The 21,825-nt window shown below is 41.2% G+C and carries 24 protein-coding genes and 1 tRNA gene; 4 read left to right on the top strand and 21 right to left on the bottom strand.

The window, feature by feature from the left end; translation table 11 throughout:
- Window positions 1-9: 9 nt before the first annotated feature.
- From larB to ACHOLT_RS10620, 19 genes are all read right to left on the bottom strand, one after another.
- On the bottom strand, window positions 10-756 hold the full coding sequence (gene larB / locus ACHOLT_RS10710; RefSeq protein WP_425800455.1) for a nickel pincer cofactor biosynthesis protein LarB: 747 nt from the start codon (window positions 754-756) through the stop codon (window positions 10-12).
- Window positions 757-855: 99 nt separating this feature from the next.
- Window positions 856-1,680: an ATP-dependent sacrificial sulfur transferase LarE gene (larE, locus tag ACHOLT_RS10705; protein WP_425800453.1), complete on the bottom strand. Its 825-nt coding sequence runs from the start codon at window positions 1,678-1,680 to the stop codon at window positions 856-858.
- A gap of 58 nt (window positions 1,681-1,738) precedes the next feature.
- On the bottom strand, window positions 1,739-2,989 hold the full coding sequence (larC, locus tag ACHOLT_RS10700) for a nickel pincer cofactor biosynthesis protein LarC (RefSeq protein WP_425800451.1): 1,251 nt from the start codon (window positions 2,987-2,989) through the stop codon (window positions 1,739-1,741).
- A 71-nt stretch (window positions 2,990-3,060) separates the two neighbouring features.
- Window positions 3,061-4,170, bottom strand: a complete 1,110-nt coding sequence (locus tag ACHOLT_RS10695) for an aldo/keto reductase (RefSeq protein ID WP_425800449.1) — start codon at window positions 4,168-4,170, stop codon at window positions 3,061-3,063.
- Between the two features lie 62 nt (window positions 4,171-4,232).
- Complete coding sequence (locus tag ACHOLT_RS10690; protein ID WP_425800447.1) at window positions 4,233-5,156, bottom strand: DUF362 domain-containing protein; 924 nt, start codon at window positions 5,154-5,156, stop codon at window positions 4,233-4,235.
- A gap of 175 nt (window positions 5,157-5,331) precedes the next feature.
- Window positions 5,332-5,718: a MerR family transcriptional regulator gene (locus ACHOLT_RS10685; RefSeq protein ID WP_425800445.1), complete on the bottom strand. Its 387-nt coding sequence runs from the start codon at window positions 5,716-5,718 to the stop codon at window positions 5,332-5,334.
- Window positions 5,715-6,911, bottom strand: a complete 1,197-nt coding sequence (locus tag ACHOLT_RS10680; protein ID WP_425800443.1) for an aldo/keto reductase — start codon at window positions 6,909-6,911, stop codon at window positions 5,715-5,717. Before ACHOLT_RS10680 ends, ACHOLT_RS10685 begins: the two co-directional genes overlap by 4 nt.
- Window positions 6,912-6,931: 20 nt before the next feature.
- The gene (locus ACHOLT_RS10675) at window positions 6,932-7,468 is read right to left on the bottom strand and encodes a flavodoxin (RefSeq protein WP_425800441.1); all 537 of its coding nucleotides are present in this window, start codon (window positions 7,466-7,468) and stop codon (window positions 6,932-6,934) included.
- Window positions 7,469-7,499: 31 nt separating this feature from the next.
- Window positions 7,500-8,252, bottom strand: a complete 753-nt coding sequence (locus tag ACHOLT_RS10670; RefSeq protein WP_425800439.1) for a carboxymuconolactone decarboxylase family protein — start codon at window positions 8,250-8,252, stop codon at window positions 7,500-7,502.
- Window positions 8,253-8,262: 10 nt separating this feature from the next.
- Complete coding sequence (locus tag ACHOLT_RS10665; RefSeq protein WP_425800437.1) at window positions 8,263-9,405, bottom strand: aldo/keto reductase; 1,143 nt, start codon at window positions 9,403-9,405, stop codon at window positions 8,263-8,265.
- Between the two features lie 16 nt (window positions 9,406-9,421).
- On the bottom strand, window positions 9,422-9,847 hold the full coding sequence (locus tag ACHOLT_RS10660) for a cupin domain-containing protein (RefSeq protein WP_425800434.1): 426 nt from the start codon (window positions 9,845-9,847) through the stop codon (window positions 9,422-9,424).
- A gap of 27 nt (window positions 9,848-9,874) precedes the next feature.
- The gene (locus ACHOLT_RS10655; protein WP_425800432.1) at window positions 9,875-11,047 is read right to left on the bottom strand and encodes an iron-containing alcohol dehydrogenase; all 1,173 of its coding nucleotides are present in this window, start codon (window positions 11,045-11,047) and stop codon (window positions 9,875-9,877) included.
- A gap of 297 nt (window positions 11,048-11,344) precedes the next feature.
- On the bottom strand, window positions 11,345-11,839 hold the full coding sequence (locus tag ACHOLT_RS10650) for a hypothetical protein (RefSeq protein ID WP_425800430.1): 495 nt from the start codon (window positions 11,837-11,839) through the stop codon (window positions 11,345-11,347).
- 15 nt (window positions 11,840-11,854) lie between these two features.
- Complete coding sequence (gene floA / locus ACHOLT_RS10645) at window positions 11,855-12,859, bottom strand: flotillin-like protein FloA (protein WP_425800428.1); 1,005 nt, start codon at window positions 12,857-12,859, stop codon at window positions 11,855-11,857.
- Between the two features lie 38 nt (window positions 12,860-12,897).
- Entirely contained in the window at window positions 12,898-13,386 is a 489-nt protein-coding gene (locus ACHOLT_RS10640) for an NfeD family protein (protein WP_425800426.1), read from the bottom strand.
- Window positions 13,387-13,434: 48 nt separating this feature from the next.
- Window positions 13,435-14,037: a DUF1836 domain-containing protein gene (locus ACHOLT_RS10635; RefSeq protein WP_425800424.1), complete on the bottom strand. Its 603-nt coding sequence runs from the start codon at window positions 14,035-14,037 to the stop codon at window positions 13,435-13,437.
- Window positions 14,038-15,101: 1,064 nt separating this feature from the next.
- Window positions 15,102-15,866, bottom strand: a complete 765-nt coding sequence (locus ACHOLT_RS10630) for a Fic family protein (protein ID WP_425800422.1) — start codon at window positions 15,864-15,866, stop codon at window positions 15,102-15,104.
- Window positions 15,867-16,212: 346 nt separating this feature from the next.
- Window positions 16,213-16,845 carry a class I SAM-dependent methyltransferase gene (locus ACHOLT_RS10625; RefSeq protein ID WP_425800420.1) on the bottom strand — a complete coding sequence of 211 codons (633 nt, stop codon included), beginning with the start codon at window positions 16,843-16,845 and terminating at the stop codon, window positions 16,213-16,215.
- A gap of 75 nt (window positions 16,846-16,920) precedes the next feature.
- Window positions 16,921-17,283, bottom strand: a complete 363-nt coding sequence (locus ACHOLT_RS10620) for a hypothetical protein (protein ID WP_425800418.1) — start codon at window positions 17,281-17,283, stop codon at window positions 16,921-16,923.
- Window positions 17,284-17,470: 187 nt separating this feature from the next.
- Between ACHOLT_RS10620 and ACHOLT_RS10615 the strand changes: the two genes are divergently transcribed.
- The 3 genes from ACHOLT_RS10615 (at window position 17,471) to ACHOLT_RS10605 (ending at window position 19,575) form a co-directional block, all read left to right on the top strand.
- Window positions 17,471-18,166, top strand: a complete 696-nt coding sequence (locus tag ACHOLT_RS10615) for a phosphatase PAP2 family protein (RefSeq protein WP_425800416.1) — start codon at window positions 17,471-17,473, stop codon at window positions 18,164-18,166.
- A gap of 422 nt (window positions 18,167-18,588) precedes the next feature.
- Window positions 18,589-18,957 carry a hypothetical protein gene (locus ACHOLT_RS10610; RefSeq protein WP_425800414.1) on the top strand — a complete coding sequence of 123 codons (369 nt, stop codon included), beginning with the start codon at window positions 18,589-18,591 and terminating at the stop codon, window positions 18,955-18,957.
- Window positions 18,958-19,284: 327 nt separating this feature from the next.
- A complete protein-coding gene (locus ACHOLT_RS10605; RefSeq protein WP_425800412.1) occupies window positions 19,285-19,575 on the top strand; it encodes a hypothetical protein in 291 nt (96 codons plus the stop codon).
- Between the two features lie 490 nt (window positions 19,576-20,065).
- Here the strand turns inward: ACHOLT_RS10605 and ACHOLT_RS10600 are convergent, their stop codons facing one another.
- Window positions 20,066-21,247 (bottom strand): beta strand repeat-containing protein, encoded by a 1,182-nt coding sequence (locus ACHOLT_RS10600; protein ID WP_425800410.1) that lies wholly within the window; start codon window positions 21,245-21,247, stop codon window positions 20,066-20,068.
- A 64-nt stretch (window positions 21,248-21,311) separates the two neighbouring features.
- Between ACHOLT_RS10600 and ACHOLT_RS10595 the strand changes: the two genes are divergently transcribed.
- A complete protein-coding gene (locus tag ACHOLT_RS10595; protein WP_425800408.1) occupies window positions 21,312-21,485 on the top strand; it encodes a tyrosine-type recombinase/integrase in 174 nt (57 codons plus the stop codon).
- A 246-nt stretch (window positions 21,486-21,731) separates the two neighbouring features.
- Here the strand turns inward: ACHOLT_RS10595 and ACHOLT_RS10590 are convergent.
- A tRNA-Pro gene (locus ACHOLT_RS10590) sits at window positions 21,732-21,808 on the bottom strand.
- Between the last annotated feature and the right edge of the window lie 17 nt (window positions 21,809-21,825).

The raw sequence follows: 21,825 nt of genomic DNA, 5'->3' as shown, positions 1-21,825 counted from the left end.
CTCTCCTTTTTATAACTTATTAATGATACTGGCACTATAAGCCGCACCAAAGCCATTATCTATATTAACTACAGTAACACCGCTTGCACAACTATTTAACATGGTTAAAAGGGCCGCCAGTCCTCTAAAACTTGCTCCATAGCCAACACTTGTTGGCACTGCAATTAAAGGTTTATCGATGAGACCTCCCACAACACTGGCAAGTGCTCCTTCCATTCCCGCTATAACGATAACTACCCTTGCGCCTCTAATGACATTTAAGCTTTCAAACAGCCTGTGAATACCCGCCACTCCAACATCCGTGATCTTTTCCACTCTATTTCCAAAGATCATTGCCGTTTCGGCAGCTTCTTCGACTACAGGCAAATCAGAGGTCCCTGCTGAAACGATAGCGATATAGCTATCTGTAACTTTTTCATCTCTTTTTCTAATGGTTATTGTTCTCCCGAGTGGATTATAATTTGATTCCGGACAAATTTTTTTGACTTCTTCATACATCTCTTGAGTTGCTCTTGTTGCTAGGATATTGTTGTTTTTCGTAAGCATAAACTCAACTATTTTTACGACTTGTTCTGCCGTTTTTCCTTCACAATAGATAACTTCTGGGTATCCGACCCTAATCTCTCGATGATTATCAATTTTTGCAAATCCTAATTCTTTATAGGGCAAGTCTTCAATAATCTTCATGGCTTTATCAATATTTATCTCGTTGTTTTTTACAGACTCAAGTAAATTTTTTATTTCTTCTTTATTCATAGTTATCTATTTCTTCCTCATCAAAGGATATTTAGCTCAAATTTAATTTGCTCGTTAAAATCCTTACTAATTTCATAAGTTTAAAATCTAAACTTTTCATTAAACCAACTTTTCTTCTGGTGAAAGTACTTCATTCATACTACCAGTTCTGTACCCAAGCATATCTAAAGTAACATAGGTAAATCCGATCTTTTTGAACTTTTCTCCTATCTTATCCATGACTTCAACATCAAAGAATTGAACCCGTTCTTCAGGAGAAACTTCAATTCTGGCTATTTCTCCATGATGTCGTACTCTCACTTGTCTTATCCCAAGATCAAGTAAAAACTGTTCTGCTTCATCGACCATTTTAAGCTTTGGAAGAGTTATTTTATTTCCATAAGGGAATCGAGAGGATAAACAGGCAAAGGAAGGCTTATCCCAAGTTGGAAGCCCCAGCTCTTTTGAAAGTTCTCTTATATCTGCTTTCGTAAGATTGGCTTCCTTAAGTGGACTTAATACCTCTAACTCCCTTGCTGCTTGCATTCCTGGTCGATAATCACCATTATCATCAACATTTGAACCATCAAATACATATTGAACGCTATTTTGTTTCGCTATTTCATTTATCTTTGTAAAAAGTTCTTTTTTGCAGTAATAACATCTATTTTTAGGATTACTAGCAAAACCCTCAATATCTAACTCTTCCGAAGATATAATGACATGTTTTACTCCCATATCCTTAGCATACTGTATTGCTTCTTTAAGTTCTCTTTCGGGGTAAGTTGATGAGGTAGCTGTCACTGCTACCAGTTTATCCCCTAATACTTCATGGGCAACCCTAACTAAGAAGGTGCTATCCACTCCGCCTGAAAAAGCAACAGCTGCACTCCCTCTTTTTTTAATATTATCTTTTAATAGTTGAAATTTCTCTTGTAATAGCATGCCGGCCTCCCAAATATCCCAATTACTATAGGTATTTAACAATAATGAGACAGTCTTATTATTTTAATTCAAATACCTTATTAACTTCTTTATACACGTCCAAAATAGCTACATTATTTTGTAATGCGATTCTTTTACAATCTTCATATTCAGCTTTATATTTAACAAGCTCACCATTATAATAGGACTTCTTCACTGTTATTCTTCCATATTTCGTATCAACTTGTACAATTTCTCTATGGAGCATTATCTTATTAACTTTATATTTTCTTACCCCAATAGAAGTGGTCTCCTTGAAGATTACATCTAAAATACTTTTCTCATTTTTTAAGTTTGTGAGTATTGATAATTTTACAGCGGGTCTTCCCTTTTTCATAACTATAGGCGTTTTATAAACATCCAATGCACCACTGGCAAATAGCTTTTCTTCAACATACTCATAAAGCTCAGGATTCATATCATCTAAATTGGTCTCAATGATATTTTGTTCTTCTACCTCTTCAATCTTTTCTTCATTACCTAGATATACTCTTAAGACATTAGGAATTTCTAAATCCCTATGTCCAATTCCATATCCTATCTTTTCTATGGATAAATCAACTTTATCCATAAACGCTTCTGCATTTGCGGCTAAAATTGCGGCTCCTGTAGGGGTAGTTGTTTCAAATTGAACAAGACCCGATTTTATAGGTATATTTCTTAAAATTTCTACAGTTGCCGGTGCAGGAACCGGTATAATTCCATGCGCACATTTTACAAAGCCTCCTCCTACTTGCACCGTCGAGGCCATAATTTTATCAACATTTAAATAATCTAAGCAAACAGCAGCTCCAACAATATCGATAATAGAGTCAACGGCCCCAACCTCATGAAAATGCACTTCATATAGAGGTTTTTCATGAACCTTTGCCTCCGCTTCTGCTACCTTCTGAAAAATTGCCAAGCTCAACTTTTTTACTTTATCACTCAAACTGCTGTTTGTTATTATACTTTCAATATCCTTAAAATCTCTATGTGCATGGTGGTTAGAGCCATTGAACGTGTCATCATCGTTCTGTACTTCATCATTTTCATGATGGTGGTGGTGATGTTTATGAAGATGAGTTGTATTTTTTAAAACTACGTTTACTTGAGTTCCGCTTATTCCTTTTTTATTATCCTTTTTAACCTGCAGCTCATATTCAGAATTCAGACTGAGCTTAGACAGCTCTCGCCTTAAATAATCTTCATCTACTCCTAAATCCAGAAGTGCACCTAAATTCATATCGCCGCTAATTCCGCAAAAACAATCATAATATAATACTTTCATCGCTCAGTTCTCCTGTACCTATTCTCACAATCTCATCAAACGATATATCGTTCATTCTATCTGCCACTTCTTTACCTATCAAAAACCTTGGACACCTCTTTCAACTGTTCAACAATATCAATGTGTTGTGGGCAGTGCCCTTCACACTGCTTACAACCGATACAGTCAGATGCTTTCCCAAAGTCCTGCGTTAAATTCATGTAATAGTTCATGTGGGCAGGAAATAATCGGAATTGCTTTTGGTTATTATAAAGCGAGAAATATTTCGGGATTGGTATTGCCTTTGGACATCCATCTACGCAATACTGGCATCCTGTACAGGGGATAGCGATGCTGCTGTTGATGATGAACGCAGCCTTTTGTATGATTTCCATTTCTTCATCATTTAGCGGCTTGGCATCTTTCATATAGCTTACGTTATCAATGACCTGTTCCAGATCGCTCATACCGCTAAGCACCATAAAAACATTATCCCAAGAAGCTGCAAAGCGAATGGCCCATGATGCTACGCTCATATTCGGATGATAGGTCTTAAACAGCTTGTTTACTTCCTCTGGTACATTGGCAAGAGAACCACCCTTAACCGGCTCCATAACAATGACAGGTTTCTTATGCTTGGTTGCAACCTCGTAGCACTTGCGGGATTCGATACTTTCGTTATCCCAATCGATATAGTTAATTTGCAACTGCACATACTCCATTTCGGGGTGCTCGGTCAGGATCTGATCCAATACTTCTGCTTTGTCATGGAAAGAGAAGCCGATGTGTTTTGCCTTGCCCTCTTCCTTCAATTTCTTCATGAATTCAAAGCCATTATATTTTAGAGTATTCATATAGTTTTTCACGCCGAGGGTGTGCAGCCAATAGTAATCAAAGTAAGTAACGCCGCAGCGTTCCAACTGCTCATCAAAAAATCTCTGATAATCCGCGTTGCCGGTCACCATAAAGGTCGGCATTTTGTCCGTTATCGTAAAAGCGTCCCGCGGGTACCGCTCTACAAGCGCCTTCCTTGCGGCGACCTCGCTCATCCCCTGATGGTACGGATATGCCGTATCGAAATAGGTGAATCCATTTTCCAGATAGTAGTCTACCATCCTGTTGACAAGTTCCTGATTGATGCTTTGCGGATTTCCTTCTTCCGTGATGGGTAAGCGCATCAAACCGAATCCCAATTTTTTCATATGTCAGCCTCCTTTATATCGTAGATAATCCCCTTTTCTTTTTACTCCGCTCAGATTGAATTTCAGATGTGAATGAGGTTATAGTCAGTATTGCCCATGCCGAGTGTCTTCATATATTCAATTTGATGAAGCCCGCTGCGAGATTCAATACGTTCAATGATATCGTGATTTTGTTCCCCTGGAAGTTCATAAACAAGATCAAGAGATGCTTTGTCAATAGCCAGAATATCCGTTGAGCCAAGGATCCCTATGTCTTCACATTTTGGCGAGGCACCATTTGGATCGCAGTCACAATCAACGGATATATTTTTCAATACATTTATATAAGTGATATGGCCTTTAAAGTGTTCCGCAATAGCCTTACCTGATTCCACCATTCTTTCTAGAAAAGACGGCCCTGTATAATCCATAAAGTTAACGTTAGGTTGATTAAAATCGAAGCCATGTACCTGCTTTTTTCCACCATGTCCGGAAACGATACCGATGCCGATATTTTTCAGTGATCCACCGAAACCACCCATTGCATGCCCTTTAAAATGTGTATAAACAAGCAACGAATTATAATTTAAGAGATGGCTGCCAACAGCAACTTCAGTAAGGTGATCACCCGGAACATAACCCTGCCCCTTATCCAGAAATTCTTTCATTCCAGGCACGGGTAACATCACATCGCCTTCTTCGTCCATAATATCGACCGGGCAAAAATCAAAGCCGTTCGTTTTTATTACTTCGCGATGACTGGCTGTTTCATAACGCGGACTTGGATATAGTACATTACATTCAATAATAGTACTGTCCGGTATTTTAGCCTGTAAGCCTTTGATAAGCTCAATCGGCAGAAGGTTGGGACCATGTGGTTCGCCAGTATGCAACTTTATACCTACTCTTCCGGTTATTCCTCGATTGATATGAGAATAAATTTCTATCAAACCTTTAACACTGATATCATTCGTAAAAAATACGTTAGATTTACTGCTATCGGACAAGATAATTCCTCCATTCAAAATATTTTTTCCAGCTTCACACCTTCAAAAGCATCTTATCACCTGGAGTTCACTCCAAGTCAAGCACTTTTTTATCCTAAGATTCCAATAGAAAAAAGCAGTCTTATATTGACTGCCTTAATAACTACCACAGCGAACAATAGGAAAAACGAACGTACTATACCTCATCATGATCCCACGACAGCACGCCTGTCTCCATCGCTTTTTCATACCGTCCGATCTTGAAGTTCAGACGATCCAGCGTGCTTTCGATGGCCGCTTTCTGCGCCAGTAGCTGTTCGCGCTGCTCAAGGAGGAGTTCCCGCCGAGCGGGGATTGTCTCATTGCCCTGCTGGGTCAGCTTCAAATATTCGATCATCACTTCTACCGGCAGACCGGCACTGCGCATGCATTTGGCAAGCTCCACCCATTTGCAGTCCTGCTCAGTGTAATCTCGAAGGCCGCTGGGGGTACGGTTAACCGGCGGAATCATACCGACTCTTTCATAATAGCGCAGGGTGTCCTGTGTAAGATCATATTTTTTGCTCACTTCTGCAATGTTCATTCTCTTTCCCTCCTTTTTACCGAATAAAATTGAGCAATTTTAGTTTCAAACAAAGCGGCGGCCTGCCCCATTTTTCGGATGACATCCACGCCGAAAGGACAGTTTTTCATACACTGCCCACAGGCAATGCACTCATCCGCATGATGCTCCAGCAATCCATAGTGGCCGCGCAATGTTTCGGGCACGCTATTCTGAATCAGTGCGAGATCCAGATACTTATTCACGGCAGCAATGTCGATTTTTTTCGCACAGGGAGCACAATGCCCGCAGTACATACAGTGCCCATGGAACGCGCGTTTCGGCGCATTGGCGAGGACCATGCTGTAATCCTTCTGCGCATCGTACGCAGTTGTATAGGCCAGTGCCGCAAGTATTTCATCCGTGTTGGATACGCCAACCATTATGGAAGCCACCGCAGGTCTGGTCAGACAATAGTGCAGACACTGTACAGGGGTCATGGCATTTCCGAATGGGGACTGTGCGCCGTCAAGCAATACACCTGCAGCATATCCCTTCATGACGGTAAGCGCTACACCCGCATTCTGACAGGTTTGATACAGAAGACTGCGCTGGGGGTTGATGCCCTCATAAGTCCTTTCCGTGAAGGTATTTTCCTCAAACAGGATGTCTACATCTTCACTGGCCGGAAGCATATCATAGGCAGCGTTAATGCTGAACAGGATCACATCGATGAGTCCGCTTTCCACCGCTTTCAGTGCAATGTCCGGGTTGTGGGTGGAGATACCCAAACTGCGGACTATGCCCTCGGCCTTCAGCTTTTTGGCATATTCAAGGATCTCTCCCTGAAAGATGCTGTCATAATCCCGTTCATCGTCCACATAGTGGATCATGCCGACGTCCACATAGTCCAACTGCATCCGGGCTAGAAAGTCCTCGTATGCCGCAATGACTTCGCCCATATTCCTTGTTCTGCGGTACTGCCCGTTCTCCCACATAGAGCATAGATGACCTTCGATCACAAAACTGTCACGGGGATAGCGGCTTAACGCCTTTCCCACATGGGTTCGGACATCTGGGTTTGAATTGTAGATATCGATAAAATTGATTCCGTTTTTCATGGCGCAGTCGATGATTGTTTCGCAGTCAGAGCAGCTTTTGTTTTCAAAACCTTCCCCGCCGATCCCAATTTCGCTGACCTTGATTCCTGTTCGCCCTAATTCCCGATATTGCAAGCTTTTCCTCCCATCCGCCATCAAAAAGCTGCGCTGACTTTATCCAGCCAATTCGCAATGTCTTTTTTCGCATCGTTCACACGAGTGCCGTGGATTGCCAAGCCCTTTAACAGCGTTGCTTTGGGACAAAGCTTGGCAATATCCTTTTCACTGTGACCCAGTCCGCTTCCTTCATGGGTGCAAAACGGAACGATGGTTTTTCCCGAAAAATCATATTCCTCTAGAAAGGTGAACACCGGCATCGGCATCGTTCCCCACCAGTTGGGGTAGCCGAGGAAAATCACATCATAGGAAGCCATGTTTTCCAACTGGTCGGTAAGCTCCGGTCTGGCATTGGCGCGCAGTTCCTGCTTTGCTACCTCCGTGGTTTCCGTATAATCCTCGGGATACGCATTCACCGCTTCAATACTAAACAGATCGCCTCCGGTTATTTCCCGGATCATCTTTGCTGCAACTTCTGTGTTACCGACCGCCAGGTTCACGATCCTTCCGCTGACATAGTTGTTGCCTTCACGCGAAAAATAGGCGATCAGACATTTTGCATCGCTAAAACTCATAATCCCTCGTCCCTCACTTTCTGTTTCTTGATTACTCAGGGATCACCTCGTTCAGGCACCGGATCGCATTCAGCGTGCGCGGATATCCCACATAGGGCAGCAGCTGTGTAACCACGCTGAGCAGCGTCTCTTTATCGTTGCCTACATTAACGTTGCCCTGAATGTGTCCTTTCAGCTGCGGTTCACATCCTCCCAAAGACAGAATCATGGAAAAGGTCAAAAGTTCCCGTGTCTTGATGTCCAGCCCCGTGCGGGTGTAGTAATCGCCGAAGCAATTGGCGGACAGATATTTCTGAATATGGATCTGGTTTTCCGGTGATTCCTTATACATATTGTCGATCATCTCACCGAACATCTCTTTTTGCAGCGTAAGGCCCTTTTCATATCGCGTTTCCGGTGAGGTCGTGGACTGTCCTTCCAATGGCAGCTTGACGCCCCGGCTCTCCAGGATCTCGTTGGTGACATGGATAAAGTCAAAGGCTTTGGCAATGCCAACATACGGCACGGACTGATAGACAATCTCCTTCACTTCGATAGGGGTGACGCCGACGTTCAGTGCACCGCCCAGCATGACCTTATATTCGCTCAAGGTCTGCATAGCAATGAGGGAAGCCAGTATGACTTTAAGCCGGGTTGCGGTGTCCAGATTGCCGTAGCTGAGCACTTCGTCAAACGCGAAATTGTCGAACAGCTCGATCAATTCCGGGTCGGTAATTTTTAGCGTGGATTTGTGGTTAGGGAACAATTCCTTGTGATTCGTTTCTGCTGTTTTACTGATTCTCATAACTTACCTCTTATTTCTTCGTCGGGAATGCGGGGGTTACATCAAATGTGGCAGAAACATCCTTTAACAGTTCCGTGATCTTCAGGTGCTGCGGACAAGCGCTTTCACACTGCTTGCAGCTGATGCAGTCGCCAGCCTTGCCGTGTTTAGCGGAGAGATTCAAATAATAAATGAACTGGCTCGAAATATTGTTGGTCACCGCACGCTTCGCACCGTTATAAAGGGCAAAGTAATCCGGGATCGCAATGTTCTGTGGGCAGCCTTTCTCGCAGTATCTGCAACTTGTGCAGGGAATAGCTGTGTTTTCATTGATAATATTGACGACCTGTCCGATGATTTTGTATTCTTTTTTGCTTAAGGGCTTGAAATCCGCCATGTAGGACGTATTGTCAAGCAGCTGCTCCATCGTATTCATACCGCTGAGCACCATCATTACACCCTCCTGACTGGCGGCAAATCGGATGGCCCAGGAAGGAACCGACGCTGTCGGATTATATTCCTTCATCAGCTTTTTGGCTTTTTCTGGAACAAGAGCAAGGTTTCCCCCCTTGCAGGGTTCCATAACAATAATGGGCTTTCCGTGCTTTCTTGCCACCTCGTGGCACCTTCTGGATTGAATTCCGGGGTTTTCCCAGTCGATATAATTGATTTGCAGCTGAACAAAATCCAACTCAGGATGGACCGATAGAATCTCGTCCAACAGTTCCGGCGTATCATGGAAAGACATGCCGAAGTTTTTGATTTTGCCCTCCTGCTTTTTTCGCAGGCCGACCCCAAAGCTGTCGAACGTACAGGCCTTCTTATAACTGTTCACGCCGATATTATGAAGCAGATAGTAATCGAAATAATCCACGCCGCACTTTTCCAGCTGCTCATTGAAAATTCGTTCCATATCCTCCGCAGACTGAAAGTCTCTCATCGGCAGCTTAGTGGCCAGTTCGAACTCGTTTCTTTGATGTCTCTTTACAAGAGACTCTCGAACTGCGTCTTCAGAGCGATAACCATGATAAACATAAGCGGTGTCAAAGTAAGTAAAACCCTTTTCCAGAAAAGTATCCACCATTTTGTTGAACGTCTCGGTATCGAAGGAGGTCTGGTCATTGGGATCCAGCAGGGGCAGCCTCATGCAGCCAAAACCGAATTTTTTATCCATATCTGTTATCTCCCTTTTACTTCAGCTTGTTATAATCTTCATCAGACACAACCTCCAGCCATTCAGGAGGTCCTGCCTGAACATTGGTTTCGACGGAGAGATGGACAAACCAGCTGTCTTGTGCCGCGCCGTGCCAATGCTTTACGTTTGCCGGAATTTTCACCACGTCGCCCGGATGAAGCTCCTGAGCGGGTTTACCCTCCTCCTGATACCATCCTCTGCCACCGGTGACGAGCAAAATCTGTCCACCTGCGTGCTTGTGCCAATTGTTGCGGCATCCCGGCTCAAAGGTCACATTACCGATGGGGCAGTTGAATTCGTTTCCGCCTGGCACAAGCATTTGAAGCCATGCCTGACCCACAAAATTCTTACTGAACTCAGGCGGGAGTTTTTCACCTTTCGGGAAAATCACACTGTTGCTCAAATCATTGGCTATGCTCATATCGTTCATTCCTCCTGGCTTTGTTGATTATCGATAGGATTTTTCGTAAATCGCAACACAATCCTCATGGCTCAGCGGACTGCGGTCACACATAAACAAACCGCCCATCGTCTCTCTGGCGTTTTTAGCCATTTCATCGAACTCTTCCGGCCTGATGCCATAGTCTGACATCTTCAGATCAGCCACACCGCAGTCCTCCTGAAGCTTCGTCAATGCAGCAATGAAATCCATCGGTTCCTTGGCTTCCTCCATACCCATCGCTTGTGCCATACGGACAAAGCGTTCGTCACAAACGTGCTGTTCAATAAAGTGTGTAAAATAGGCCTTGCTGATCATGATGAGACCAGCCCCATGGGGCAATTCCTGATGATATGCCGACATCGCATGTTCCATGGAATGTTCGCTGGTGCAGGCGCTGATACACATGACTGCGCCGGAAAGAGTATTGCCGAACGCGACTTTTTCGCGGGCTTCCAAAGCATTTCCGTCCTTTACCGCTCTGGCAAGATTGCGGCCCACGTTTTCGATGGCAGTCAAAGCGTACATATCACCCATTAGGTTCGCCATGCCGGAAATATAGCATTCTACACTGTGGAACAGCGCGTCAAAACCCTGGAAAGCGGTAAGCTGCGGGGGAACAGTGCACATCAGCTCCGGATCAACGATTGCCAGCACCGGGAACAACTCATCAATACCGCCGAAGCCCATCTTTTCGTGGGTTTCTTCGTTGGTTATAACACCCCACTGATCCACCTCAGAACCTGTGCCAGCTGTCGTGGTGATGGCTATGATGGGAAGCGGCTTCTTTGTGATGGGCATCCCTTTTCCGGTGCCTCCACCCATGTAGTCCCAGCAATCGCCGTCATTTGTCGCCATTGTGGCAATGGCCTTGGCAGCATCCATGCAGCTGCCGCCACCCAGTGCAACGATGAAATCACAACCGTTTTTACGAGCAAAGGCTCCGCCGGCCATAACTGTCGATTTCAAAGGATTAGCTTCCACCTTGTCAAACACGACAGTTTCCACGCCGGCCAAATGCAGCTGTTCCTCTGTACAGGCTAGATAACCGTTAGCTTTAGTGGACTTTCCATTTGAAATTACGATCATGGCTTTCTTGCCAGGCATCTTTTGTTCTTTTAGATCGTTCAGCCTTCCAGCTCCGAACAAAACCCGTGTGGGGATATACATGTTAAAACTCATATAGACACTCCTTTTGATATATTTTCTTCGCATTTTTGTATCTGCAAAATAAACATATCATCTGGAGTTAACTCCAAGTCAAGCACTTTTTAATAGGAGTACAATTAAATTTGACTGTACTCCTATTAGGGAAAAGATAATATTATTTTATTAAAATTATAATTTACAAGAAAACAAGAGCTACAATATTATAATAATCACCAAGAATTTAAATATTATCTAAAAAAATAACCCACAGAGTAGCAATTTGCTGTTACACTGCGGGTTGGTTGTTTTTTAAATTAGAAAAAAGTAACCTTAGTGCCTTCTTGACCATCCACCTCGTGCCCTAGGCTTCCCGAGAACCTCTGCCCAGATTACACCTTGCATTAAGGACTCTTCAGTTATCCTAGGTAAACTCATTGGATTCTGCTGCTTCTCCGGCTGTTTCGTTGGAGCATCTTGGGGGCTTAGTTTTAATGTGTCAGATTCCCAAGTACCTTCCGTTCCAGGAGTTCCCTCTGTACCCCATGTTCCTTCCGTTCCGGAAGTTCCTTCTTGACTTATATAGCCTTCACTTCCAAAACCTTCAGAACTTGAGCGCATCATTGGCTCACCCCTATTTGTCGGTGGCTTCACAGCCACTTCTTGCGGAAACATTTGGCGTTCTAATTCCTCTATTTTTTGCATCCAGGTCCCTTGAAATGGAAAAGGATTTTGTCGCTTGTTTCTTGGAGTTTTATTTTTAGGGTTGAACATCGTTACAATAGCATAGATAATGATGATTATTGGTAAGAAGGAGAAAAAATCCATTATAATTTCACCGCCCTACTTTTTGGGGGTAACATCGGCTGTAGTCTTATTTTTATCTGGGTGGGCAATGTTTTCACGCATGCTGGTATCTGCCATAATATTTTGCATGTTGTAGTAATCCATGACGCCCATTCTCCCTTCTCTTAAGGCTTCAGCCAGAGCTTTTGGAACTTCTGCTTCCGCTTCTACGACCTTAGCGCGCATTTCACTGACTGAGGCCACCATCTCTTGTTCTTTCGCGACTGCCATAGCACGGCGCTCTTCTGCTTTAGCTTGAGCAATCCGCTTATCAGCTTCTGCCTGGTCCGTCTGGAGTTGAGCACCAATGTTCTTACCGACATCTACATCAGCAATATCAATGGAGAGAATTTCAAAAGCGGTTCCGGAATCAAGTCCTTTGGCTAAGACAGTACGAGAAACAAGATCTGGATTTTCAAGTACGGCTTTATGGGAATCTGAAGAACCAATACTCGTAACGATTCCTTCCCCGACACGGGCGATAACGGTTTCTTCTCCTGCCCCACCGACAAGGCGTTCTATGTTGGCCCGAACAGTAACACGAGCTTTCACACGGAGTTCGATACCGTTTTGAGCTACAGCGGAAACAATCGGAGTTTCAATGACCTTTGGGTTAACTGACATTTGTACAGCTTCAAGGACATCGCGACCCGCAAGGTCGATTGCGGCGGCACGTTCGAATTTAAGAGGAATCGCTGCGCGTTCAGCTGCAATCAATGCATTTACCACTTTATCGACATTTCCACCCGCCAGATAGTGTGCTTCGAGTTCGGCAGTGGTAATATCCAATCCTGCTTTATGAGATTTGATTAAATTGTTAACAATTCTTGCTGGTGTAACACGCCGTAAACGCATTCCAACGAGAGTAAAGATACCAACATTGACACCCGCTGCTAAAGCAGAGATCCAGAGTCCAACAGGAATAAAGGTAAAGATAATGCTAATCACGATTAAGACTAGTGCAAGTAGAATTAAAGGCATAAGTGTTCCAATTCCAATCATGTTTTTTCGCCCGTCAAACGGGCTTCACCTCCCTATTTTTAATATTTTTGATCCGAGATTTCGCGTACGATGACCCGTGTACCTTCAACCTCAATCACTTTGATTCGAGTCTCTTTAGATATGAATCCACCCTCAGTTACGACATCGATTCTATTTCCGTTAAAATCTGCCGTTCCAGCGGGTCGTAATTGACTTAGGGCTATTCCTTCGCATCCAAGGAAACATTCAAGATTCTGGTTAGGTGCAACATATCCTCCGCTTTTTGATTGGGCAGTGGTCAAGGAAAGCCGCTTCCAAAATCGTTTAGTCTGAGGAATTCGAAAGCTTAGGGCAATCAATATCCCAAGAACAATGAGCATAATAATTACATATGCTATTCCTTGAGCAGTAGAATCCGCAACCCCAAAAACTCCTGTTGCTAAAAGAATGACTCCTATAGTTCCAAGAATCCCCCCTGGAACAAAAATCTCGAGAAAAAGCAGAATGACTCCTAACACCAACAAACTAATAATCCATCCGGTACCCATGATACTCCCCCCCTTGCAACATGTGCAGATTATCCTTTTTAGACCCAGTTAGTTAGTAACTGGTTCCTCTTCTTGCTCTGAAGTATGAGAAATGTTTTTCAGCCAATGTTGTGCAATCTGCTTGTAAAGATTACCGTGTGCAAGTAGATTTAGGATAATTAAGGTCGCTGCGACTTTCTCTTTATCAACATCACTCATTTCTTCCCCAGCTAATGAATCATTGACTTCTTCGGATAAATGCTCAAGGGATTTCACCCAATCTTGTTGAGTTCGATCAAAGATCTCGCTGTAATACCGATAAAGCTTAGCTGGATTGATCCTATCATCGGAATTGTCATCAAGCTTTTGGTTCACGAACCCAAGTAAGTGAGATGCATCCTCTAAGGTTAAAATATTTCTGAGGTCATTAAGCAGAAGAATATTGGCAACCTGTTCTCGGTTGTACTTTTTCTTAGAGGGATGGGGCAGATATTTTCGCCGAACCCAGTTTTGGATATGAATATTGTTTATATCATTCTGACTTACTTGTTGGGCAACTTCGACGACTTGGGACAGCATCATAGAGTCTAACTCTAGATAGGGTAAGGCTTTAGCCTTCGGTTCAAAGTGATTTGCAATCTCCAAGATTTCATTTAGATAGTGTGAATTCAAATAATCACCTCCTGAAAACCAAGTCCGTTTTATTCATGTCAGTCTTATAAGTAGTAGTCTTTAATGTATGTTAACGTTCTTTATAACGTTATTATATGTTCATTGTGATCATATGTCAATATATTTTTGATTGCTTAATATGTTCTTGCGATCTTTATTCGTTGACACATCTGATAAAAAAAATCCAGCTAGCAAGCTGGATTTATAGTAATTAAACTTCAACCAATATAGTAGAAAGATTCTTTCAGCACAATTCCTAAATTTCGATATCATTATTTGGGTTTGTTCGTTGGCTCTATTAAAGAAGATATTGGAGAAATAGACTTTGCCTTTTTTTCAGCCTTCTTTTTCTTTTTTTCCTTGTTCTTAGGACTTTTATCGCCCATAACAACTACCTCCAATCGCTCGTTAACTTAAGTATAGTCTCTTCCGTATATTTCCGCATTCAGTCAAATGGCTGAAAAAACTCGTGAATCCCTTAACAAGCATTGTAATGATCCCTTACATAACCCTACCTCAGTATTGTTACCTATATAAGCAGATTCCAACCACTATGAGATTTGAACGGTAGCCCCTCCGTCCGCCTAAAACTCAATAGTAGCCAGAATTTCATTCAACCTTTTTATCAATTTACGGCCATTCTCATACTATATACACTAACATCCCTCAAGTTTCAAATTTGATTAACCTACTTGGTTAATCAAATTAACTATAATTTTAATCAGTTCAATAATTATTGTTGTTTGGGTCTAATTTTTTCTTATGCTTTACTTTTCTCGAGTAATCTTTTGGTGAGGCATGAGGCTTTGTACCCGTGTCAAATAAAACTCTAGTCCTGCCAGCGATCTTTTTTCGTTTCTTCGGCATACTCAATCGACTCCAAAATTCTTATTTTTCATTCCCAATATGATATTCCACATTGTGGAAGCGAAGTCCTTTATTGGCTTAAGAGCAGCAACAGCAAGGCTAATTGCAAAAAAAGCCGGCGGCTGCCGACTTCATAATTTCCTAGACAATAAAAGAAGAAGTTATCATATAAATAATCTTCGCTCGTATAAATTTCGCTATACATCCAGCCCGCTTTCAGGCTTAGGTATGGGCATGTACAAAAGGCGCATAATTTCTTTTTCTGATTCAATGACTCTTTCTGCTATAAATTCTTCAAAGGGTTTATCATCTCTATGTGCTTTTTCGAGCAACTGAATATATTCATGCCTAAGAATGGGAGGAATCACGGCTAATAGGTATCCATCCTGGATCAGTGCCGTATTCATGATTAACCTAGCAATTCTTCCGTTTCCATCTTTAAACGGATGGATAAAAACAAATCGTTTATGAAGTTCTGCTGCAAAAATAACCGGATGAAGATTATCTCTTTCTTCCTGGATCCACTGAAACAGTTCGTTCATTTCTGTCTGAATGCGTTTCGGTTCAGCTACAGGATACTTAGATCCAGTGATGAATACATCCATATCACGATATTTTCCTGAGTACTCGCTTTCAATACTCTCATAAAACATGCGATGCATGGTAAGGATATGTTCTTCCTTTATGGTTCTATTTTTAAGTAGTGTAAACATGAAATCATAGGCTTTAGCGTGGCCAATGGCCTCAAACGTATAGCGTAAAGGTTTGCCGCCAACGGTTAATCCATCCTCAATCAGCACTTTGGTTTCACTTTCCGTAAGGGTATTTCCCTCAAGTGCATTCGATGACCATGTGAGTCCAATGCGATAATAGTCTTTAAGTTGTTCCAACATATCTCCCTCGAAGGGTCTGCGTTCATCAATGTTAGCTTTATATAAATCTAGTAATCGATAGATATCCATTAGTTCACCTTTTTCATACTATAATTACCATCTAATTATACCATGATCGCTTGGATATCACCATGTTCTTCCATTCTTATTTACCCCCATAGGCGGGCAGGCACAGCATCGTGTAACGAGTGAAGCCGCTCTCCCAAGTATAGCAGAGCGAGACCTATATACATTGATATGCTTAACCTGTGCAAGAACAAATTAACAAACTAACTTCAGAGTCTTCGCGCGGGCGAAGCGGTCACATAACCCACATAAAGCTGATATGACCTAGCCTTACTGCGTTATCCAATTATATCATGGTTTCTGGCAAAAGTACCCTTGACCTCCTACGTTTAAAAGTCTCAGATTCAAACTAATTTAATATGGCTGAGAAGAAAATTTCGTGATAAAAAAATCTTCGATATTGTTTATGAATTTTTGTTTTAAATTGATTTGTTTTAAATATTTCTATGTACCCTTTTGAGTCTCGAATATAAGGGCCATTATCAAGAAACCTCATCAGGGAGTTACTAAGTCGTAAATTTTTAGCCAAACAAGGCTCAATGACGAGAATTTGCCCAAAAGGTTTTAGAATACGTTTTAATTGCGTAAGGTAGTTTGCTACGCCATCTGAGGGGATATGATGGAGCACTGCAACCATGATAATATAATCGAATGAACCCTGTTTAAGAAAAAGATTCTTCCCATCGAAGACATCAAACCGATAGGTAGGGTATAAACGTTTAGCGTATGCAACTCGGTGAAAGTCAGGATCGACCCCGAGGTAATGGTTAGAGTCAAATATCGAGCTGCTTGACCCAATCCCACAACCAAAATCCAAAATAGTTTTGTTTCTAAAATCAAAACTATTTTGCAGGAGATTATTAATGTATAATTGGGTAAAAAATTTAGGCCGGACAAACCAATGGTATAAGCGAGGTGACAATTCCATAGATTTTTTCTCCTTATAGCATTTGTTTAATTCATATGTCCCCTGGGCTGACATAAATTATGCTTAAAGAAATAGCTGGTATACAAAACCGAGGCGAATGCCTCGGTTCTTATATTTCTAAGCATAAAATTATTGGTTATATTGGTTTCTGTTACGCATGTCTTCTATGCGGTTCCACTGTTTCTGCATAATAGACAAACGCTCGTCATTCGGTAGGGTATCCCAATGTTCATAAAGATATTGATTGGCCCAGTCAAAACGGGTTAATGTATTTTCAAGTATTTCTATATTATGATCACTCGTATCACGAAACTCATCGTGTTTTTCTTCATGATAAATCCGTTCTGAAATTTGCTCTAAACGATGTTGCTGCTTTTCCAAAATAGCATTAATAAGCTCAGTATCTAAATGCTCCCATATGTCTAATAATGTTTCATTAGCAAGTTCGTAATTCTGTAGAGTCTGTTCAATTACTTCTTGATTGTCCATCATAAGCCTCCTAAAAATTAGTGATCGTCCTTATTTAACAGCAATAGATTGTTCTTTCTGTTCTTAAATTATTCAAAGCCGAAGTCCCCAAAATAACCCAATCCGATTTGCATTAGATTAAAAATAATGGAAATAATGTTCAAAGAAATAGGCCTTCATGGCTGAAATACTAAGGAGGATCTAATTTCTAATGCCATTGCGAACTTTTTTGTTAAAGGCCAGTTGGCTCCTGCTTATTCCAATCGTCGATTCGCTCTATCTTCTTCTGAACCATAGTACAGAACGCGTTTATTTACTGATTACGATAATTGATCAAAGGATTCCATTTTTGCCCTATTTCATCATACCGTATGTCGCCTGGTATGGGTTGCTTTTTGTTGCCTTAATTTGGTTTATGTCTTATAGCTTTCAGCTTTATCGATCCAGTATTCTCTCCATGATTTTAGGTCTGGCGATCTGTTTTATCATTTTCTCTTTTTTCCAAACTACAGTTCCAAGACCAGATACCCTTGGACACGATATTTTCTCAAGGCTCACTCAAGTTATCTATACTATTGATCAGCCCTTTAATGCTTTTCCAAGCATTCATGTTCTGACCGCTTATGTTATCTTCCTTGGGTCCTTGAAAATGAGTATTCATTCTCCGAAAATTTCTTTAATGATACAGAGTTCAGTTATTTTAGTTATCCTTTCAACGCTATTTCTAAAACAGCATACCCTTCTCGATGTCTTAGGAGGCTTGCTGCTTGGTGGAAGCTTATTTAAAACATTCAATTGGTTTGAGGTTACCTTAGCTAAAAGAAAAGAGATGTACAAGCTTTTTCCCAATGAAGTAACCATCAATCCAAATGAAAACGATCCCTTTCTAGAGTTAGGCAAAAGGTAATACATTTTAGCCTACACAGTAACTTTACTTCTTTTTTTTGGAACTCTCGAAACATATTGGACTATTAGGAACTAAGTAGATCCTACAAAGGAACAAAGTAAAGCAGCCAACTACTGCCCCTGGAAACGATAATATCTAGACCAGGACTCCTCTACCCAATATGTTAACAAAGGCAATTATACTCAGGTTGTGAAGGCAGTCTATGATGAAGTAGATCTAAGTTAAGGCCAAGATCGCTGGGTTAATTGCAGCATATGAGTATGCCCTTTTCTAGACAGGAAGGGCTATTTAGCTTTCACAATAAGGTTACTTTGCATTATACAAGTAATACGCCTTAAACTGGTTTGGAATTCGGTTTGGCATAATTACCAACATATCGGGGAAATTACGGATAAGATATTTAAGAAGGGATTGGAGAAAACTTGGAAATTAGAGAAAATATCATTATTCCCTTGGGATATGGAAAATTCGTACGCTCCGATAAGATCATCGCATTGGAGCCGATCGAGGAAGACCGAGGTCCCGGACGGAGAACACGCGTGTATGTGGAACAAATAGGTATTCCCCTAATTGCTTCACGGACCGAAACAGCGGTTTTAGCCAATATAGTGGAAACCCCTAAAGAAGTTATGGAAGCCACAGCTGCCCTAGAACTTTTACATGATATCTATGATGATATTCATCAGATAGGTCCTATGCTTCGAAAAAGTATTAGAAAAGAAGCCCAACTCGATTTGGATAAAATAGAAAGACGGATTGAAGAAATTCTAAAACATGAGGTTGAGGTATAAGCCATATTGCATTTCGGACATTTATAGTTTATAACAGCATTCCCTTTAAATTAGTATTGAGCTGATTTTACTTCTCCCAAGATTTTTCAGGTCATCTTAATTTTCAAGTATATTTATTTTAGTTGATTTTTGCTACGTTAACCGCTCTACTATTAACCCCTTCATTTGAAGGGGGATTTTTTATGCTAATAAAAAACGAAAAAGAACTTTTGACCAAAATAATTTGATAGCCGGAACATTGTAATAAAAAAACAAAAATGGCCAACTTTCTAATTTATAATTTAAGGAATATATTACCATTGAAAACTGGTCAAAGAGGTGATTATTATGTATTATCCTATAACCATACCGGTTTATGCACCATATCCACGTGTTGTAGCCAGATATCCACTAACTCATGTCGGTGGTTACGAACCACCCGCCTGGGAAAGATATGAAGAACAGTTCCACCCACTTTGGCTGAAACAACTTGAACACCGTATGGGAATAATACCGGGTCGTGAACCCATATGGTGGGAGCTTTTCGAAGAACAGTTCGAGCCACCCTGGTTACAACGATTAGAACGAAGGATTGGAATTCCTCAACCGTTTAACCCACTTTACGATCTTCCAAGATAAGTTTTACCAAATACTTCTCTCATTCTACGCAGTTAAGGATCTTTTATCCCCAATAAGGATTAAACAATCCTTTCGTTAGGAATGATTTATCCCGAGGTGATAGAAGTCTGAATTTATTAACAGCGATCTCAAAGTTATTCTGAGAGTAGTAGTTAAAAAAGGCTCAAAGAACTTTCCCATGTAGACAAATCAATATTAAAGGCTAGGTTCAACGGTCTGAATAGGCCGTTGTTTCTTTAACGATAAGTGTATTATTAAATAAAAATTTAGTAAAACCGAGTATGGGTCAAAACATTATTTGGATCTAGATTAACCAGATTTAAATTTTCGTTTTATCTCCTATAAAATCATGAGAGTTTTACACTTACAAAAAGACGATCTAGCTGATCGTCTTTTTGATAAAATAAAATATCTATTTTTCCTTTAATCTTTTCATATATCTTAGCACTTTACTTGGATTGATATATCCCAAACATTCTTTGGGTTGTTGTTAGACAATGGTACTATTTGTAATGATTATTGTACCACCATCATTATTCGCTGTAGCGTTAGGTGTGTTACCATTGAACGTACTTCTATCAATAGTGATTGAACCACCATCAATATTTGCTACTGCCCCTCCATCATTTGTAGCACTGTTATTAGAGAACGTACTTCTTGTAATAGTAATTGTACCAGAACCAATATTCGCTATAGCCCCTCCATCATTTGTAGCACTGTTATTAGAGAACGTACTTCTTGAAATACTGATTGTAGCAGTATCACTATTTGCTATTGCCCCTCCATCTAAAGCGGTATTGCCAGCGAAAGTGGTATTTGAAATAGTGATTGAACCAGAATCAATACTTGCTATTGCCCCTCCATTATTAGTTGCACTGTTGCTGGAGAACGTACTATTTGTAATATTAGCTATGCCATCATTTGCAAAGGCCCCACCATTATCGCCTGCATTGTTGTTAGAGAACATCGTTTTCGTAATGGTAGTCATGCCATCATTGGCCATAGCTCCACCATTTACGTCACAACTATTGGAGTCGAGTACACTATTCGACAAATTGAGTGTTCCAAAAGCATTTCCTATAGCGCCACTAAATCTACCGTGGTTCATAGAGAACGTACTTCTTGTAATATTGACTGTACCAGTTTCACCTGCATTCTCCCCATTCGCTATAGCCCCACCATAACTTCCAGAGTTATTGTTTCTAAACGTACTATTTGAAATATTGACATTACCAGAGGCAACATTCGCTATGGCCCCACCGAATGAATCTGATCTGTTGTTAAAAAACACACAGCGTAGCACATTTAATGTTGCACCCTGATTAAGGATGGCTCCACCTGGACCTGAATTAAAACCATTTTCGAATGACAAATCCGTAATGGTTACTATAGTTGATGCGCCGGTAATAACAAAAATACGATTATCCGAACCACTGATTATTAACCTATCCGCGCCAGGACCGTTAATGGTTAAGGTTTTGTTAATAGCTATTGATCCACTGGTTAAAGTAATAGCAGCAGGAAGGATTGCATCACTAAAGACAATTGTGGAACCTGCCGTTGCTGTAGCAATAGCTTCGCGAAGCGAACCTGGACCACTATCATTGGTATTAGTGACAATGATTGTTGGGCCTTTAGTTAAGCTCTCTACATTGATAATTTTCACCCCCATTTTGTAATTAATCTCCTTTCAATTATTATGAGCTTGATGTATTCTATGCTGAGCAGGTTCTTTGGTGACAAGCCTAGATAGATTTGTAGTATTTCCAACAAGCAAAGGAACACCAATTCACCCTAGGAATTTTACAAGAAAGTTTGAAGCACTTCGAAAACGAGCAGAACTGTCTACAGAAATAAATTTACATGCCTTAAGACATACTTACGCTACTCGCCTTTTAGAACAAGGATAAAGTCTAAAAACCGTTCAAGAACTTCTAGGACATGGAGATATTTCAACGACTGGAAATACTTACGCTCATGTTATGCATGTTATGCCAGAAATAAAAAAGCAAGCTGCATCAAACCTAAACAGCATGCTTACACAAAAAAAGCCCCTCAAAAACTGAGGAGCTAATTAAATGCTATGAAATTGCACTACAAGTTGCACTACAAACCATTTTTAAGAATATTCGAAAGGCTAAGAGCCTTGAAAATACTGGTCGGAGCGACAAGATTTGAACTTGCGACCTCTACCACCCCAAGGTAGCGCTCTACCAAGCTGAGCCACGCCCCGATGCTTTTTGTATCCCT

Source organism: Desulfitobacterium nosdiversum (assembly GCF_049860565.1).
Classification (GTDB): domain Bacteria; phylum Bacillota; class Desulfitobacteriia; order Desulfitobacteriales; family Desulfitobacteriaceae; genus Desulfitobacterium_A; species Desulfitobacterium_A nosdiversum.
This window is presented reverse-complemented; position numbering and strand designations above follow the sequence as displayed.